Origin of the sequence: Tahibacter aquaticus (assembly GCF_004363655.1) — a bacterium.
GTDB lineage: Bacteria > Pseudomonadota > Gammaproteobacteria > Xanthomonadales > Rhodanobacteraceae > Tahibacter > Tahibacter aquaticus.
The window spans coordinates 55,051-71,658 of record NZ_SNZH01000025.1; the positions used below are offsets into that span (position 1 = coordinate 55,051).

At 67.6% G+C, this 16,608-nt stretch carries 14 protein-coding genes; 13 read left to right on the forward strand and 1 reads right to left on the reverse strand.

The window, feature by feature from the left end; genetic code table 11:
- Nucleotides 1-44: 44 nt before the first annotated feature.
- The 13 genes from DFR29_RS27090 to zipA all read left to right on the forward strand — a co-directional run bounded on the left by DFR29_RS27090 (nucleotide 45) and on the right by zipA (nucleotide 15,584).
- Nucleotides 45-989: a phosphoglycerate mutase gene (locus tag DFR29_RS27090; RefSeq protein ID WP_133821771.1), complete on the forward strand. Its 945-nt coding sequence runs from the start codon at nucleotides 45-47 to the stop codon at nucleotides 987-989.
- Nucleotides 986-2,719 (forward strand): single-stranded-DNA-specific exonuclease RecJ, encoded by a 1,734-nt coding sequence (recJ, locus tag DFR29_RS27095; RefSeq protein WP_133821772.1) that lies wholly within the window; start codon nucleotides 986-988, stop codon nucleotides 2,717-2,719. The genes DFR29_RS27090 and recJ overlap by 4 nt, the downstream gene beginning before the upstream one ends.
- A gap of 196 nt (nucleotides 2,720-2,915) precedes the next feature.
- Nucleotides 2,916-4,041, forward strand: a protein-coding gene (prfB, locus tag DFR29_RS27100) for a peptide chain release factor 2 (protein WP_133821773.1) whose coding sequence is annotated in 2 segments (ribosomal slippage) — nucleotides 2,916-2,990 and nucleotides 2,992-4,041 — 1,125 coding nt in all. Because the reading frame shifts where the segments join, the coding sequence is not laid out codon by codon here.
- Between the two features lie 25 nt (nucleotides 4,042-4,066).
- A complete protein-coding gene (locus tag DFR29_RS27105; protein WP_133821774.1) occupies nucleotides 4,067-5,134 on the forward strand; it encodes an ankyrin repeat domain-containing protein in 1,068 nt (355 codons plus the stop codon).
- Nucleotides 5,135-5,181: 47 nt separating this feature from the next.
- Nucleotides 5,182-5,805: an ankyrin repeat domain-containing protein gene (locus DFR29_RS27110; protein WP_133821775.1), complete on the forward strand. Its 624-nt coding sequence runs from the start codon at nucleotides 5,182-5,184 to the stop codon at nucleotides 5,803-5,805.
- A gap of 42 nt (nucleotides 5,806-5,847) precedes the next feature.
- Entirely contained in the window at nucleotides 5,848-7,410 is a 1,563-nt protein-coding gene (gene lysS, locus DFR29_RS27115) for a lysine--tRNA ligase (protein ID WP_133821776.1), read from the forward strand.
- A gap of 7 nt (nucleotides 7,411-7,417) precedes the next feature.
- Nucleotides 7,418-8,560, forward strand: a complete 1,143-nt coding sequence (locus DFR29_RS27120; RefSeq protein WP_133821777.1) for an O-antigen ligase family protein — start codon at nucleotides 7,418-7,420, stop codon at nucleotides 8,558-8,560.
- The gene (locus tag DFR29_RS27125; RefSeq protein ID WP_133821778.1) at nucleotides 8,557-9,471 is read left to right on the forward strand and encodes a DUF11 domain-containing protein; all 915 of its coding nucleotides are present in this window, start codon (nucleotides 8,557-8,559) and stop codon (nucleotides 9,469-9,471) included. Before DFR29_RS27120 ends, DFR29_RS27125 begins: the two co-directional genes overlap by 4 nt.
- Before the next feature lie 208 nt (nucleotides 9,472-9,679).
- Nucleotides 9,680-9,979 carry a YciI family protein gene (locus DFR29_RS27130; protein WP_133821779.1) on the forward strand — a complete coding sequence of 100 codons (300 nt, stop codon included), beginning with the start codon at nucleotides 9,680-9,682 and terminating at the stop codon, nucleotides 9,977-9,979.
- A complete protein-coding gene (locus tag DFR29_RS27135) occupies nucleotides 9,976-10,242 on the forward strand; it encodes a BolA family protein (protein WP_133821780.1) in 267 nt (88 codons plus the stop codon). Before DFR29_RS27130 ends, DFR29_RS27135 begins: the two co-directional genes overlap by 4 nt.
- A gap of 10 nt (nucleotides 10,243-10,252) precedes the next feature.
- A complete protein-coding gene (locus tag DFR29_RS27140) occupies nucleotides 10,253-11,140 on the forward strand; it encodes a peptidylprolyl isomerase (RefSeq protein WP_133821781.1) in 888 nt (295 codons plus the stop codon).
- Between the two features lie 153 nt (nucleotides 11,141-11,293).
- On the forward strand, nucleotides 11,294-14,794 hold the full coding sequence (gene smc, locus DFR29_RS27145) for a chromosome segregation protein SMC (RefSeq protein ID WP_133821782.1): 3,501 nt from the start codon (nucleotides 11,294-11,296) through the stop codon (nucleotides 14,792-14,794).
- A gap of 13 nt (nucleotides 14,795-14,807) precedes the next feature.
- On the forward strand, nucleotides 14,808-15,584 hold the full coding sequence (gene zipA / locus DFR29_RS27150) for a cell division protein ZipA (RefSeq protein ID WP_133821783.1): 777 nt from the start codon (nucleotides 14,808-14,810) through the stop codon (nucleotides 15,582-15,584).
- A 610-nt stretch (nucleotides 15,585-16,194) separates the two neighbouring features.
- Here zipA and DFR29_RS29480 read toward each other — a convergent pair.
- Nucleotides 16,195-16,608 (reverse strand): hypothetical protein (locus tag DFR29_RS29480; RefSeq protein ID WP_208113752.1); only part of this gene is annotated, 414 nt, incomplete at its 5' end.

Sequence of the window (16,608 nt, forward strand, 5' to 3'; positions counted from 1 at the left end):
GCCACGTTTCGCTAGGCGTTGGCGGTTCGGTGTACAACTAGGCCATGAACACACTCACCCTGCTTTTGCCGCCGCGCCCGCGCCTCGCCGCCGATGCGGCGCTGGCCTCCGGTCCGATCGCGCGCTGGCTCAGCCGCGGCGATGCGGGTCCGACCGCTGCGGTCGGTCGTGAAATTGCCATTCGTGAACTTTTCCAATTTGCCGGCACGAGTGTGCCGGTGGCCGCACTGACGCGCGAGGCCGACTGCGGCGATGCCGCCGGCAGCACCTGGCTGCGCGCCGACCCGGCCCATGTGCGTGCCGACATGGCGACGGCGCGCCTGCTGGCCTGCGGCGATCTGGGCCTGAGCAGCGCCGACTGCCAGGAACTGCTGCGGCCATTGAAGCCGCTGTTCGGCGACAGCGGTTTTCCCATCGATGCACCGCAGCCGTCGCGCTGGTACCTGCGCGCGCCGGCCGGGGCCAAGCTGCCGGCGTTCGTGCCGCCGGAACGCGCGCTCGGCGATGATCTGCGTTTGCACCTGCCCGAAGGCAACGACGGCAAGCGCTGGCGCAGCCTGCTCAACGAAGCGCAGATCGTGCTGCACAACCATCCGCTCAACCAGCAGCGCGTCGCCCGCGGCCAGCTGCCGGTCAACAGCCTGTGGTTCTGGGGCGCCGGCAGCCTGCCCGAATGGGTGCGCAGCGACGCCCAGCGCGTGCTGACGCGCGATGCGACCCTGGCCGCGCTGGCGGCACGGGCCCAGTGCGCCGTGCTGCTGCCGCAGGCGGATGGATTGGCCGGTTTCAGCGGACATAGCGTGCTCGATCTGGACGACGCGCAAGGGCTGGCCGAACTATCCGCGCCGTGGCTGCCGCTGGTCGAAAAAGCCCTGGCAGCGAAGAAGATCGACCAACTGCGCCTGCTGCTGCCCAGCGGCGAACGCGCTGTGTACAAGCTTTCGCACCGCTGGCGTTTCTGGCGTCCGCCGCAGGCGTTGCGCGCATGAGGGTTTGGCGCATCGAGCGCCGCGCGCCCAGCGAGGAAGGCAATACCTGGCCGGCGGCGATGCATCCGGTGTTGCGCCGCATCTACGCGGCGCGCGGCATAGCGGCAGCCAACGATGTCGAGCATCGCCTGGCGCGCCTGCTCGCGCCGCAGCGGCTGGGCGGCATGGAGCGCGCCTGCGAGCTGCTGGAACAGGCGCTGCGCCAGGGCCAGCGCATCGTCGTCGTCGGCGATTTCGATGCGGACGGGGCTACCGGCACGGCGGTCGCGGTACGCGGCCTGCGCCTGCTCGGTGCCGGCGATGTCGACTACCAGGTGCCCAACCGCTTCACCCACGGCTACGGCCTGAGCCCGGCCCTGGTCGCCGACCTGCTGCCGCGCAAGCCCGATCTGATTCTCACCGTCGACAACGGCGTCGCCGCGCATGCAGGCGTGGAGGCGGCGAATGCGCAGGGCATTGCCGTCATCGTGACCGATCACCACCTGCCCGGCGATTCGCTGCCGGCGGCGGCGGCGCTGGTCAATCCGAACCTGGCCGGCGACGATTTTCCGAGCAAGGCGCTGGCCGGTGTCGGCGTGATGTTCTATGTGCTGCTGGCCTTGCGTGCGCGCCTGCGTGCCGGCGACTGGTTCGCCACGCGGCCCGAGCCGGACCTGTCGGTACTGCTGGACCTGGTCGCCCTGGGCACGGTCGCCGACCTGGTGCCGCTGGACTACAACAACCGCGTACTGGTCGAGGCTGGCCTGCGCCGCATCCGCCTGGGCCAGGGCTGTGCCGGTGTGCAGGCGCTGATCGAGGCGAGCAAGCGCAGCGCTGGCACGCTGTGCGCCAGCGACCTGGGTTTTGCGCTGGGGCCGCGCATCAATGCGGCCGGACGCCTGGACGATATGCGCCTGGGCATCGAATGCCTGCTCTGCGACGAACCGAACCGGGCACGCCAGCTGGCCGAATCCCTGTCGGCCATCAATGCCGAGCGGCGCGACCTGCAGGCGCAGATGGTGGAGCAGGGCGAGGCGACGGTGGCGCAGTATTTGTCGCGCTACGGTGCCGATACCTTGCCGGTCGGCGTGGTGCTGTTCGAGCCGGACTGGCATGTGGGCATCGTCGGCCTGGTGGCGTCGAAATTGAAGGAACGCCTGCACCGGCCGGTCATCGCCTGTGCGCCGGCCAACGAGGACGGCGAGGAGATCAAGGCCTCGGGCCGCTCGATTCCCGGTTTCCATCTGCGCGATGCGCTGGCCGAGGTCGATGCGAAAAATCCCGGCCTGTTGCAGCGTTTCGGCGGCCATGCCATGGCGGCGGGGCTGAGCCTGAGTGCCGGCCGGCTGGCCGAGTTCGCGGCCGAGTTCGACGCGGTCGCGCGGCAGCGCCTGGACCCGGCCCTGCTCGACCCGGTGCTGCACACCGACGGCTGCCTCGCGGCGGGCGACTACGACCTGGAACTGGCGCGGCAGCTGCGCTTCGCCGGCCCCTGGGGCCAGGCCTTTCCCGAGCCGCTGTTCGACGACGAATTCCGCCTGGTCGACTGGAAGCTGATGGGCCAGACCCATCTGCGCCTGACCCTGCAGCACGCCAGCCGGCGCGAGCCACTGGAAGCGGTGATGTTCGGCGGCTACCAGGGCGCGCCGCCGCCGCGGCACCTGCGCGCGGCGTTCCAGCTCAGCATCGACGAGTGGAACGGACGCGAACGCCTGCGCCTGCTGATCCGCCATCTGGAAGCGCTGCCGTAAGTTCGCAGGGCGCGATGCGCACAGCGATTTGCGCCGCCGCGGTAATTCATGGGGCGAGCCCGCCCGAACGCCGCGCGCTGCAATTCGTTGCGCACATCGCACCCTGCGCAGCGCCGCCTGCGTAGCGCCGTGCGATTCACGATTTGCATGGCCCCTGCTATGCTGCGCCTCTTTTGTTCAACGCCGGCAGCCAGCCATGATCGAGACCAATCCGATCTCCGCGCGCATCGACGACCTGACGGGTCGGGTGCAGTCGCTTAGGGGGTATCTTTGACTACGAGACCAAGTCTGAACGTCTCGAAGAAGTAAGCCGCGAGCTGGAAAGCCCGACGGTCTGGGACAACCCGCAACGGGCCCAGGATCTGGGCAAGGAACGCGCCCAGCTGGAAAAGATCGTGCACGGCATCAAGAGCCTGATCGAAGGCCTGGCCGGCGCGGCGGAACTGCTGGAAATGGCCATTGCCGAAGCCGACGAAGGCACTGCCGTCGCCGTGTCCGAGGACGTGGAATTGCTGGCCGCCAAGGTCGACAAGCTGGAATTCCAGCGCATGTTTGCCGGCAAGATGGATGCGTCCAACGCCTTCGTCGACGTGCAGGCCGGCGCCGGCGGCACCGAGGCGCAGGACTGGGCCGAAATGCTGCTGCGCATGTACCTGCGCTGGTGCGAAAACAAAGGCTGGAAAACCGAACTGATGGAAGTTTCCGCGGGTGACGTGGCCGGCATCAAGAGCGCCTCGTTCCGCGTCGAGGGCGACTACGCCTACGGCTGGCTGAAGACCGAGATCGGCGTGCACCGCCTGGTGCGCAAGTCGCCGTTCGATTCGGACAACCGCAGGCATACCTCGTTCTCGTCGATCTTCGTCGCGCCCGAAGTGGACGACGACATCGACATCGAGATCAATCCGGCCGACCTGAAGACCGACGTCTACCGCTCGTCCGGCGCCGGCGGCCAGCACGTCAACAAGACCGAGTCTGCCGTGCGCATCACGCATGTGCCCAGCGGCGTGGTCGTGGCCTGCCAGACCGAGCGTTCGCAGCACAACAACCGCGACCGCGCCATGAAGATGCTGAAGGCCAAGCTGTACGAGATCGAGGTGCAGAAACGCAACGCCGAGAAGGACGCGCTGGAAGCGACCAAGTCCGACATCGGCTGGGGCAGCCAGATCCGCTCGTACGTGCTGGACCAGTCGCGCATCAAGGATCTGCGCACCGGCGTGGAACGCACCGATACGCAGAAAGTGCTCGACGGCGACCTGGACGAATACATCGAGGCCAGCCTCAAGCTCGGCCTGGAAGCCGGCGCCAAGCGCATCGACGCGTAAGCATCCACTCGTGGAGAAATACATCATGCAACGGATTCTGCTGGCAGCCGCGCTGTCGTGCCTGAGCCTGGCCGCGCTGGCCAAGCGCGGCCCTTCGGCCTCCGATCTGGTCAAACAGGTCGAAGCGAAAGTGGAGCAGGGCACGGTCGACCCGGCGCGCGATTTCGCGCCGCTGTTCGATGGCCTGCGCGCCGCCAAGGACGATTCGACCCGGGCGACGTATGTGGATGCGATCGCCGAGCTGGGCGAAGCACGCGGCAGCTCGCCGGCCGCGGTCAAGACCTGGCTGCTGGACAACGCACCGCCGCTGCTGCTGGAGGTGGCCCGCAGCGACGCCAGCTGGAGCGTGCGCGGCGATGCACTGATGGCCTTGCGCGCACTCGACGCGCCCGATGCAGTACTGGACGAAGCGATTGCGCTGGCCAAGTCGGCCACTGGCGAGGCCAGCGGCTTTATCCATAGTCGCGGCGAACTGCTGCAGGACTGGAAGGACAACCGTGTCAGCCACGGCGCCAGGCCGGCCACGGCCAAACCGGCCGATGCGCAGAAAGAACAGGCGGCGCTGGAATTCCTGCGCGCGCGCAACGTCGGCGCATCCAGCGATGCGCTGGGCCAGGCCCTGGTGAATGCCCAGCCCGATATCGTGCAGGCGCTGATCGATGCCGGCGTCGACGTGAAGGCGCCAGGCCCGGCTGGCCTCAGCTCGCTGGGCACCGCGACCATGGTCGCCTGCGCCAAGAAGAATGCGCTGGAGCGTCAGCTCGCCGTGATCGACCTGCTGCTCGCCAACGGTGCCGACATCAAGCAGAAAGATGCCCAGGGCAACAGCGTGCTGATTGGCGCGGTGCAGTCCTGCCCCTTGCCCATCATCGAAAAACTCGTTGCCGGGGGCGCCGAGCCCGACCCGGTCAACGCGCAGCAGTTCACCCCGCTGAAAATGGCCTTCGTCGGTGGACATTGGGACATTGCCGAATTCCTGGTCGGCAAGGGCGCACGCCTGACGGCGAAAGAAGCCGACCAGCTGTTCTTCGAAAAACCGCAGGACCCGAAACAGGCGGCGATTCTCGCCAAGGCCATCAAGCCGGCGAAATAGGCCGTGCCAGCAACGGAATGACACACAGCACTCCCGGGAAACGCTCCATGCGCATAGAAAAAATCGTCATTGCCACCACACTCGCTGCTGCCAGCATGCTCGCCGTCGCCCAGGACACGGCCCGTCCGCGCATGACGCGGGAACAGGCCGAGAAGGTGATGGAACAGGACGGCACCGCAGTGATGCAGGAAAACCTGCCGGTCAACCTGATGAACGGCAAGGCCGACATCGTCGAGGCCATGCTGCTGCTTGGCGTCGATGCCAACGGCAAGCTGGAGCAGACGCCGCAGACCACGCTGGAATTCGCCGTCTCGGCCTGCGTCGGCCAGCGCGTGGCCGAGGCCGACATCAATGCCACCGTCGAGGTACTGCTGCGCGCCGGCGCGCGGCCCGACGATCCCGGCATGATGGGCACCATGATCGTGGCCGCGCAGCAATGCCCGCCCAGCGTGGTGAAGCGCCTGATCACGGGCGGCGCCAAGCTGGACGTGCGCACGCCGCAGGGTTTCACGCCGCTGTCGATGGCGTTGATCGTCGGCAACTACGACACGGCCGAGGCGCTGATCGACGCGGGCGCGAAGCTGTCGGCGGAAGGCGCGGCCAAGCTCACCGAGGGCGTGACCGACAATCCGCGCCTGCTGGCGCTGGTGAAGCGCGCCAGCGCAAAGTAAATCCGGGCCGGTAGGCCAGCCGAGTTGATTGGGAAGAGTGCGATGAGCGACGAAAGCAAGAAGCCGGACCCGGCGCCGGGCGCGCCGGACAACGCGGCCGGAACACCGGCCGTGGACGAGAACAAGCTGATTGCCGAGCGCCGGGAAAAACTCAAGGCCTTGCGCGCCGCCGGCATCGCCTATCCCAACGATTTCGTGCCGGACGCCTTCGCCGGCGACCTGCAGGGCGAATTCGCCGACAAGGAACAGTGGACCGCCGAGGCGCTGGAAGCGCTGCAGCGGCGCGTCCGCGTGGCTGGCCGCCTGCTGGCCAAGCGCCAGATGGGCAAGGCCAGCTTTGCCCAGATCCAGGACATGTCGGCGCGCCTGCAGCTGTTCCTGCAGCAGGGCGCGCTGGGCGAGGAAACCTATGCCGCGTTCAAGGGCTGGGACGTGGGCGACATCCTCGCCGCCGAGGGCCTGCTGACGCGCACCAAGACCGGTGAACTTTCGGTCAAAGTGGATAAATTGCGTCTGCTGACCAAGTCGCTGCGGCCGCTGCCGGACAAGTGGCACGGCCTGGCCGACGTGGAGCAGCGCTATCGCCAGCGCTACGTCGACCTGATCGTCACCGAGGAAGCGCGCCGCGTGTTCAAGCTGCGCTCCGCCGTGATCGGGCATATCCGCAGCTGGCTGGAAGCGCCGCCGCGCCGCTTCATGGAAGTGGAAACGCCGATGATGCACGTGATTCCCGGCGGCGCCACGGCGCGGCCGTTCGTCACTCATCACAACGCGCTCGACCTGCAGCTGTACCTGCGCGTGGCGCCGGAGCTGTACCTCAAGCGCCTGGTCGTCGGCGGCTTCGAGCGCGTCTACGAGATCAACCGCAACTTCCGCAATGAAGGCGTGTCGACGCGGCACAACCCCGAATTCACCATGCTGGAGCTGTACCAGGCCTACGCCACCTATACCGAGGTGATGGACCTGACCGAGGCGATGATCCGCGACACCGCCCAGGCCACGCTGGGCCGCACCGCGCTGACCTGGGAAGGCCGCGACATCGACGTAGGCCCGGCCTTCCGGCGCTGGCCGATGGAACAGGCGGTGCGCGAACTCAATCCCGAAATCCAGCCGCACGAGCTGCGCGACCGCGACGCGCTGGCCGCGCACTGCGTGCGCCTGGGCATCCACGTCAAGCCGTCGTACGGCTGGGGCAAGCTGCTGCTGGAGCTGTTCGAGGCGACAGTCGAAGCCGGCCTGGTGCAGCCGACCTTCATTACGCAGTACCCGACCGAAGTGTCGCCGCTGGCGCGGGAGAACGACGGCGATCCCGGCATCACCGACCGCTTCGAGCTGTTCGTCGCCGGCAAGGAAATCGCGAATGGTTTTTCCGAATTGAACGACCCGGAAGACCAGGCCGCGCGATTCCAGGCACAAGTCGCCGCCAAGGATTCCGGCGACGACGAGGCCATGCATTTCGACGCCGACTATATCCGCGCGCTGGAATACGGCCTGCCGCCGACCGGCGGCCTGGGCGTCGGCATCGACCGGCTGGTGATGCTGCTGGCCGATGCGGCCTCCATCCGCGACGTGCTGCTGTTCCCGTACATGCGTCCCGAAGCCTGATCGTCCCGTGGCCGGCCAGGGGGGATGGTCGGCCAGCGCCGCCGGCATCGCCGGCTTTCTCGTCCTGCAGGGCGCGGATGCCAGCCTGGGCTTGGCCTGGGCCTGCCTGATTGCCGGTGCGGCGCTGGCGCTGTGGCGCGACGAGATCGATCTGTCGCGGGCGCCGGATACGCTGGAATGGGCGCTGCTCGCGTTCCTGCTGGCGGCGCTGGCAGCCTCGTTTCTCGGGCTGGACCCGCGCCGCTCGTTCGCCCTGAGCATGCCGCTGCTGGCGGCCCTGCCTTTGTGGTTTCTGCTGGCCCGCAGCGAATGCCGGCCCGCGGCGCCGTTACTTGTCGCCGCGGCCCTGGGTCTGGCGGCGCTGACGCAGATTGCACTTGTCGCTTTTGCCGCTTTGTACGATCACGGGGCTGCGCCAGGCAGCTGGGTGCGCAGCGCCGGTGCGGCCTGGCTGGTGGTGCCGAACGACCTGGCCTGGATTGCCTGCCTGTTGCCGTTTGCCGCCACCGCTGCGCCGCGCTGGCTGTATGTGCTGGCCGCCGCCGCCGCGCTGGCGCTGGCGCTATGGCTGCATTCCTGGACCCTGTGTCTGGCGACGCTGATGGCCGTGATCGCCCAGGCCGCGTTGCGCCGCGGCGTGAAGCTGTTTTCGCTGCGCCTGCTGCTGCCGCTGCTCGCTGCCGCGCTGTTGCTGTTGGTGCTGGCCGTGCCGTTCATGCCGTCGATGCAGGCGCGCTGGCAACTGTGGCAGGCGGCGCTGCAGGTCTTCCTCGACCACCCGTTGGGGGTGGGACTGCACAATTTCGTCCTTGCCTATCGGGAGTCTTCGACCGTGCCGGTCGACGCGCTGGTCGATCCGCGCCGCACGCCATGGCCGCATAGCCTTCCGCTGGAAGTGCTGGCGGAACTCGGTGCGGCCGGCCTGCTTGCGCTGCTGGCCCTGGCGGAAACGATACGGCGCCGTGCCGCGTCGCTGCGCTGTAAGGACGATTCGCTACATTCCGCGATTGCCGCGGCCTTGCTGGTGATTGCCGCGGTAGCGGCGACCGAGGCGAGTCTGCTGCGTCTGTGGACCTGGATGCTGGCAACGCTGCTGCTGGGGCTGCTCGCGCTTCAATCCACCGCTGTTTCACCTCAGGGACGTCAATGAGCTCGACCACGCAAACCCGCGGCCTGCGCCGCCTGTTGTTCGCCGGCGGCCTGACCGCCATCGCTGCCGCGGCGCTGCTGTCGCCGGACTGGAGTTCGGTGCTCAAGGCGCAGGGCTATTACGGCGATGTGGACCTGCGCATCGAGGTCACGCCACCGCTGCAGGTCAGTCCGGGCGACGATCTGGAACTCTTCATCGGCGTGCAGAACAACGGCCCGGATACGGCGCACCGCGTGCGGGTGGCGGCCGGCGCGCAGCGCCTGACCTTCGTCGCCAGCGCCGGCTGCAGCAATGCCGGCTATCCGAACTGCGACCTGGCCGCGACACTGGATGCGGGCCAGCGCGCGGAATACGGCCTGCTCATGCACGTAGGCGACGATGTGCGCAATCACGTGCAGTTTGCTGCCAGCGTCGCCTCCGACGACAGCGAGATCGCGCCTGGCGATGAAATCGTCGTGTTCAAGATACCGGTCGTCACGACTATCGATCTGCGCAGCGATATCGCCTGCGAGCGGCGCAGCCTGTTTGCCGACCGCGTGGCGCATTGCAGCATCCGCTTCCTCAACCCGGGCGTGCATTCCTCGCGCCTGCCGCGCCTGCAGGCGCGCGTGACGTCGGCGGCTACGCCGGTGAGCTGGTCCTGCGAGGCATCGCGGCCGGATCTGTGCACAGGCCCGTCGCCGGGTGCGCTCGAGTGGGTGCAGACGCCGGGCTATTTCGCGCCGGGCGACCAGATCACCTTCCGCGCGGATATCCGCCTCAGCGGCGCCGTGCCCGTGGTCGTGATCGAGGCCGATGCGACAGCGAACCCGCAAATGGGCGAAACCGACCTGGCGCCGGGCAACAACCGGTCCGGCCTGAGCTTCGAGCCTTCGCTGTTCGTCGACGGCTTCGAACCCGCCACCGACTGATGGCGCAGCGAAGCGCCCTGTACCGGGCAAGCCGGGCAGGGCGCTGCGATGACAAGGACTTAACGCGGCAGCAGCAGGGCGATCCGCTAGAATGCGCGTTCCCTGCGGCCCGGCTCGTCAGCCGGTGCCGCGGATTCCACTCATCGGCCTGCCTGCTTCGCTGTTTCATGGCGCATCGCGGCGTGCCGGACAGCGAAAGGATTGAACGATGTGGTATGCGATCGTCGGACTGGATGTGGAAAATTCGCTGCAGCGCCGGCTTGAAGCCCGCCCTGCGCATATCGCGCGATTGCAGCAGCTCAAGGACCAAGGCCGCATCCTGCTGGCCGGTCCGTTTCCCGCCATCGATACGGAAGACCCGGGCAGCGCCGGCTTCAGCGGCAGCCTGATCGTGGCCGAATTCACCGACCTCGCCGCGGCCCAGGCCTGGGCCGACGCCGATCCGTATATCGCCGCCGGCGTCTATGCCAGCGTCAGCGTGCGGCCGTTCAAGAAAGTGCTGCCGTGAGCGACCGCCTCGCGCGCATCCGCGCTGCGCTGGAGCAACTGCAGCCCAGCGCGCTGGAACTCATCGACGAAAGCCACAAGCACGCCGGCCACGAAGGCGCGCGCGACGGCCGCGGCCATTTCCGTGTACGCATCGTCAGCAGCCAGTTCGCCGGCAAGGCGCCGCTGGCGCGGCATCGCCTGGTGTACGCGGCGGTGGGCGAGCTGATGAATACCGATATCCACGCGCTGGCCATCGAGGCCCGCGCGCCGGAAGAAACCTGAGGAGTTCTGCATGCGTAGACTGTTGCCCCTGCTGATCGTCGCCGCCCTGGCCGGCTGTTCCGCCGAGAACAAGCCGCTGCCGCCGGTGCAATTCACCACCGGCGAGCCGGCGCTGCGCGTCAACGACCAGCCCGTGGCCGAGGCGCTGCTGGCCGAAGTCGCGCGCGGCCGTGGCCTGGATCTGAACAATCCGGAACAGCGCCAGCGCGCCATCAAGGAGCTGTCCGACTACGTGCTGCTGGCGAATTTCGCCCGCAAGCAGACCTTCGAAGGCGATGCCCAGTTCGCCGTCACGGTCGAGGCGCAGCGCCTGCAGGGCGTGGCCAACGCGACCATGGAAGCCTATGCGCGCAGCCATCCGATCAGCGACCAGGCACTGAAGACCGAGTACGAAGCCCAGGTGGCCAAGGCCGGCACCGAGTCCTACGATTTCGGCCAGATGCTGTTCGACAACGAAGCCGAGGCGCTGAAGGTTTCCGAGGCCCTGCTTGCCGGCAAGGACTGGGCTGCGGTGTATGCCGAATGGCAGGGCAAGGCTAAGCAGGCGCGCGAGTTCAAGGACGTGCGCCTGGTACAGCTGCCGGCGCCGGAGCTGGTCGAGGCATTGAAGAAGCTCAAGCCCGGCGAAGCGACCAAGGTGCCGGTGAAGTCGCAGTACGGCTGGCATCTGATGCACCTGGTTGCTACCCACCCGGTTACGCCGCCGGCGTTCGATGCGGTCGGTCCGGAACTGCGCAAGCGCATGCAGGCGCGCCAGGGCGAAGTCTGGATGCAGAAGATGCGCGGCGAAGCCGTGATCCTCGATCTCAAGGCGCCCAAGGGCGATCCGGCGGCACCCGCGGCCGCCCCCGCGCCGCCGCCGCCTGCCGCGCCGCCGACGCCGGAAAAAACGCAATAATTTCAATCGACAGCCGTATCCGCCGCGAGTCCCCGCCGGGGCTGGCGGCGAGGTCTGCCACGGCCTGCCGGCCGCGGCAGCCGCTGCCGCCCCCAAGCGCGCCGTTCAGGGATGGGGCGGCTTATAATGCGCGCCCGTTGACGCGGTAATTCCATGCGCCTGACCACGATCAAACTGGCCGGTTTCAAGTCGTTCGTCGATCCGACCACGCTGCATCTGCCGACCAACATGACCGGCATCGTCGGTCCCAACGGCTGTGGCAAGTCCAACATCATCGACGCGATCCGCTGGGTCATGGGCGAAAGCGCGGCCAGCCGCCTGCGCGGCGATTCGCTCACCGACGTGATCTTCTCCGGTTCCAGCGCGCGCAAGCCGGTCGGCCAGGCCTCGGTCGAACTGGTGTTCGACAACTCCGACGGCACCATCGTCGGCGAGTACGCCAAGTTCAACGAAATCTCGGTCAAGCGCGTGGTCAGCCGCGATGGCCAGTCGCAATACCTGCTCAATGGCGGCCGCTGCCGCCGGCGCGACATCACCGACCTGTTCCTCGGCACCGGCCTGGGCGCGCGCAGCTATTCCATCATCGAGCAGGGCATGATTTCCCAGGTGGTCGAATCCGACCCCGAGGCGCTGCGCCATCACCTGGAAGAAGCCGCCGGCATTTCCAAGTACAAGGAACGGCGTAAGGAAACCGAAAGCCGCATCAAGGCCACGCGCGAAAACCTCGACCGCGTGCGCGACGTGCGCGACGAAGTGGACAAGCAGCTGGAGCACCTGAACCGCCAGGCCAAGGCCGCGGCGCGCTGGCAGGAGCTGAAGGCCGAGCAGAAACAGAAAGAGGCCGAACTGCGCGCGCTGAATTACCGCGCCATCGCCAATGAGGTCGAAGGCCAGGGCAACGCGCTGCGCCAGGCCGAAGTCGAGATCGAGAAATTCGTCGCCGACCAGCGCCAGATCGAAGCGCAGCTGGAAGCCAGCCGCGAACGCCACCACGCTGCCAACGAACACCTGGGCCTGGTGCAGGGCGAGGTGTACAAGGTCGGCGCGGACATCGCCCGGGTCGAGCAGCAGATCGCGCACAACCGCGAACTGCGCGGGCGCCTGGACAAGAGCCGCGACGAGACCGAGCGCGCCTACCGCGAACTGGCCGAGCATATCGGCACCGACCAGGAACAGATCGAAACCCTGCGCACGGCCCTGGACGAAGGCGTGCCGAAGCTCGATGCGCTGCGCGAGATGGACGAGCAGACCGCCGAGGTGCTGCGCGATGCGGAAGCGCGCCTGGCCGAATGGCAGACCGCCTGGGATCGCTATTCCGGCGACTCGTCCGAATCGGGCCGCGCGGCCGAAGTGGAGCGCACACGCCTGGACTTCCTCGACCGCCAGTGCCTGGACATGGCGCGCCGGCTGGAAGCGCTGGAGAGCGAAAAGCGCGCCGCCGACCTGGATACGCTCAGCGCCGCCGCCGACAGCCTGGGCGACGAGCAGGAAGCACAACGCGACAAAGTGGAAACCTTGGCCAGCCTGCTGGACGAGCGCAAGACCGCCTGCGAACGCGTGCTGGAAACCGAGCGCACGACCCAGTCGGGCCTCAGCGACACGCGCCAGCAGGTGCAGACCCTGCGCGGCCGCCTCGCCTCGCTGGAGGCGCTGCAGCATGCGGCGCTGGGCCAGGAGAAAGGCGCGGCCAGCCAGTGGCTGCAACAGGCCGGCCTGCGCGATGCGCGCCGCCTGGGCGAGGCGCTGGACGTCGACGCCGGCTGGGAAACCGCGCTGGAAACCGTGCTGTCCGGCCTGCTCGAAGGCGTGCTGGTGGAAGCGCCGCAGGACTATGCGGGTGACCTGGCCGGACTGCGCGAAGCCGACATGGTGCTGATCGCCTCGGCCCAGGGCGGCGAACACGTCGAAGGCACCTTGTCGGCGCATGCGCGCGGCCCGGCCGCGGTACTGAACCTGTTGTCGCTGGTACGCGTGGCTGGTTCGCTGGACGAGGCGCAGCAGATTGCGTCGCAGCTGGCGCCCGGGCATTCGGTGGTGACGCCCCAGGGCGAGTGGTTCGGCGCCGGCTATCTGCGTGTACTGCGCCGCGGCGGCGCCCAGGCCGGCGTGCTGGCGCGCGAGCGCGAGATCCACGCGCTGCAGGCGCAGAGCGAGGCGCTGGACGAGCGCGCCCAGGATCTGGCCGAACAACTGGACGAGTTGAAATCGTCCAAAGTGGAAACCGAGCGGCTGCGCGACGACGCGCAGCGCGAGCTGTATATCGCGCACCGCCGCCTGGCGGAAATCGGCGGCCAGCTGCAGAGCCACCGCGGCAAGGTGGAAACCGCGCAGGCGCGGCTGGAGAAGGTCGATGTGGAAATCGCCCAGCTGGCGGCCAAGCTGGCCGACGACCAGGCCCAGGTGAAAGAAGCGCGCGGCCGCCTCGACCTGGCCGTGATGCGCATGGGCGACCTGGAACAGCAGCGCCAGGCGCTGGACGGCGAGCGCCGGCGCACGCTGGAACAGCGCGAGGAAGCGCGCATGAATGCGCGCGAGGCACGCGACCAGGCGCACCAGCTGGCCTTGTCGCTGGAATCCAAGCGCAGTGCGATCGGCTCGCTGGAACAGGCGCTGGGACGCATGCAGTCGCAGATCGCGCAGCTGGATTCGCGCCGCCAGGAAATCGCCCAGCAGCTCGCCGCGGACGAAGATCCGCAGGCCGAGCTGGACAGCGAACGCCAGACCTATCTGAACCAGCGCCTGCTGGTCGACCGCCAGCTGGTCGATGCGCGCCGTGCACTGGAAGACTGCGATGCGGAGTTCCGCCGCCTCGACCAGGAACGCCAGCGCGTCGAGCACGTGCTGACGCAGCGGCGCGAAGCCATCGGCGAGAAGCGCATGTCCGAGCACGGCCTCAAGCTGCGCGCGGAAGCGCTGGCCCAGGCCATCGTCGAAGCCGGCCTGGAACTCGACAGCGTGCTGGCGGCCTTGCCCGAGCACGCCGACATCGGCGACTGGAGCCAGGCGCTGACCGAGCTGGAAGGCAAGATCCGCCGGCTGGAGCCGGTCAATCTCGCCGCGATCCAGGAATACGAGGAACAGTCGCAGCGCAAGACCTATCTCGATGCGCAGCTGGCCGACCTGACCACGGCGATGGAAACGCTGGAAGGCGCGATCAAGAAGATCGACCGCGAGACGCGCCAGCGCTTCAAGGAAACCTTCGACAAGGTGAATTCCGGTCTGCAGGAACTGTTTCCGCGCCTGTTCGGCGGCGGCCACGCCTATCTCGAACTGACCGGCGACGACCTGCTCGACACCGGCGTGTCGATCATGGCGCGCCCGCCGGGCAAGCGCGTCACTTCGATCTCGCTGCTGTCCGGCGGCGAAAAGGCATTGACCGCGGTGGCGCTGGTGTTCTCGATCTTCCGCCTGAATCCCGCGCCGTTCTGCCTGCTGGACGAAGTCGATGCGCCGCTGGACGAGGCCAATGTCGGCCGTTTCTCCAGTATGGTCAACGAAATGTCCGAGCATGTGCAGTTCTTGTTCGTCTCGCACAACAAGACCACCATGGAAGCCGCGCACCAGCTCTGCGGCGTGACCATGCGCGAGCCTGGCGTGTCGCGCCTGGTCCAGGTCGACCTGGCCGAGGCGTCGAAACTGGTCGGCGCGGCCTGAGAGGAGTTATTGCATGGAACCGCAAGGCCTGAGTGCGAACGAACTGCGCCTGATCCTGATCGTGCTGGGCGCGATCGTGCTGGCACTGATCTATTTCCTCGGCTCGCCGAAAAAGCCCGGCCAGGGCCGCCGTGTCGGCGGCGGCAAGGGCGGCGACCGGCGCGAACCGACGCTGGGTGGGGAGCGTGACGACGAACTGCCGTCGATGCGCGCCACCGACGACGGCCTGGACGACGGCGATTTCGGCCACGATGACAGCGGCGAAGGTTCGCGCCAGCGCGTACACGCGGCCGACCTGTTCCAGGCACCGCTGCGCTCCACGGTAGGCCAGCGACCGGAACAGCCGGTGGAGCGCATCGTCACCTTGTTCATTGCCGCACGCGCCGGCAGCAATATCCACGGCAGCGACCTGATTGTCGCGGCAGAGAAATGCGGGCTGGAATTCGGCGACCTGGGCATCTTCCATCGACTGGTCGACGGCCGGCGCGAGCTGGGCCCGATCTTCAGCGCGGCGAACATGGTCAAGCCCGGCCATTTCGACATGAGCCGCATCGACGAACTGAGCACGCCCGGACTGAGTTTCTTCATGGCCTTGCCCGGTCCGCTGACCGCGCTGGACGCCTGGGACACCATGCTGCCGACCGCGCAGCGCCTGGCCGAACTGCTCGATGCGGTGGTGCTGGACGAAGAACGCAATGCCCTGGGCCGGCAGCGCATCTCGCATATCCGCGATGACCTGCGCGGCTGGGACCGCCGCCAGGAAGGCAACCGCATCCGCGGCGACTGGTGATTGTGGGGTTGTGAGAATCGGCGGGTGCGTCATCGCGGTGCTGCGAAAACCGGGCGATACCTAGGTTGGGCTAAGCCGCCAGGCGCACCTCGACATCGCGGTGTCGCACCATCAAAAAGCCCATGCCGAAGCATTCCTGCCTTCGTCGATGTGGGCGCGCTGAGCAACGCGAATTGCGCCGCAAGGTCCACGGCATGCGGCCAAGGCCGCGGTGGTGCGATTCGCTGCGCTCATCGCACCCTACGAAAAGCGTCGGCCGCTTCCGGCAGCTGCTGCGGGCTCAGGCAGGCGCTGCGGGCTGCGCTGCCCGGCCTTTCCGCTGGCAACCTGCGAAAGAACGGACCTGTGATCGCGTTGACGCCATGGCAATGCAATCGCCCTCGCGCGGCATGGCGATGCAATCGCTCCACCCCATGGCGATGCAATGGATTTCCTCCGTCACGTGTTCTTCGTGCGTGAGATGCCTCGATGTTGGGGTGTGCCTGGCGGCTTACCCCAACCTGCGTGTGCATTTTGTCCATTCGATAAATGTTCCAATTCCACAACGAAAAAAGCGGGCCCCGTCCAGGGGCCCGCCAATGACTGCCTCACACTTCTGACGTCGTGAACCTTACAGCGTCGGCAACAGGCACCAGCCGTTCAGCGTACCGATGTCGGTGCCGGCGGCATCGAACGCGCGCAGGCTCCAGGTGCCGTTGAGGGACTGGCCAACGAACGGCGTGAACGGGTTGTTCGGCCGGTAGCTGGCGCCGCTGGTATAGGCCGGCGTGCCGCTGCCGCAGTTGCTTTCCAGGGTCAGGCTGGCGGCGCCGTCGACGATGACGTTGCCGTTGTTGCCCGAGCAGCCGCTGGAACCGGTGTTAGCCGCATTGCCCGGACGCTGCAGGAAGGTGACCGAGGTGGTGCCCTTGGTCAGGACCAGGGTGAGGTCGCCCATGTAGGTGTGGGTGATATCGAAGGACAGGCGCAGGCCGGTCAGGGTGCCGGTGGTGCTGACGACCTGGCTGTCGGTGACGCCGGTGGT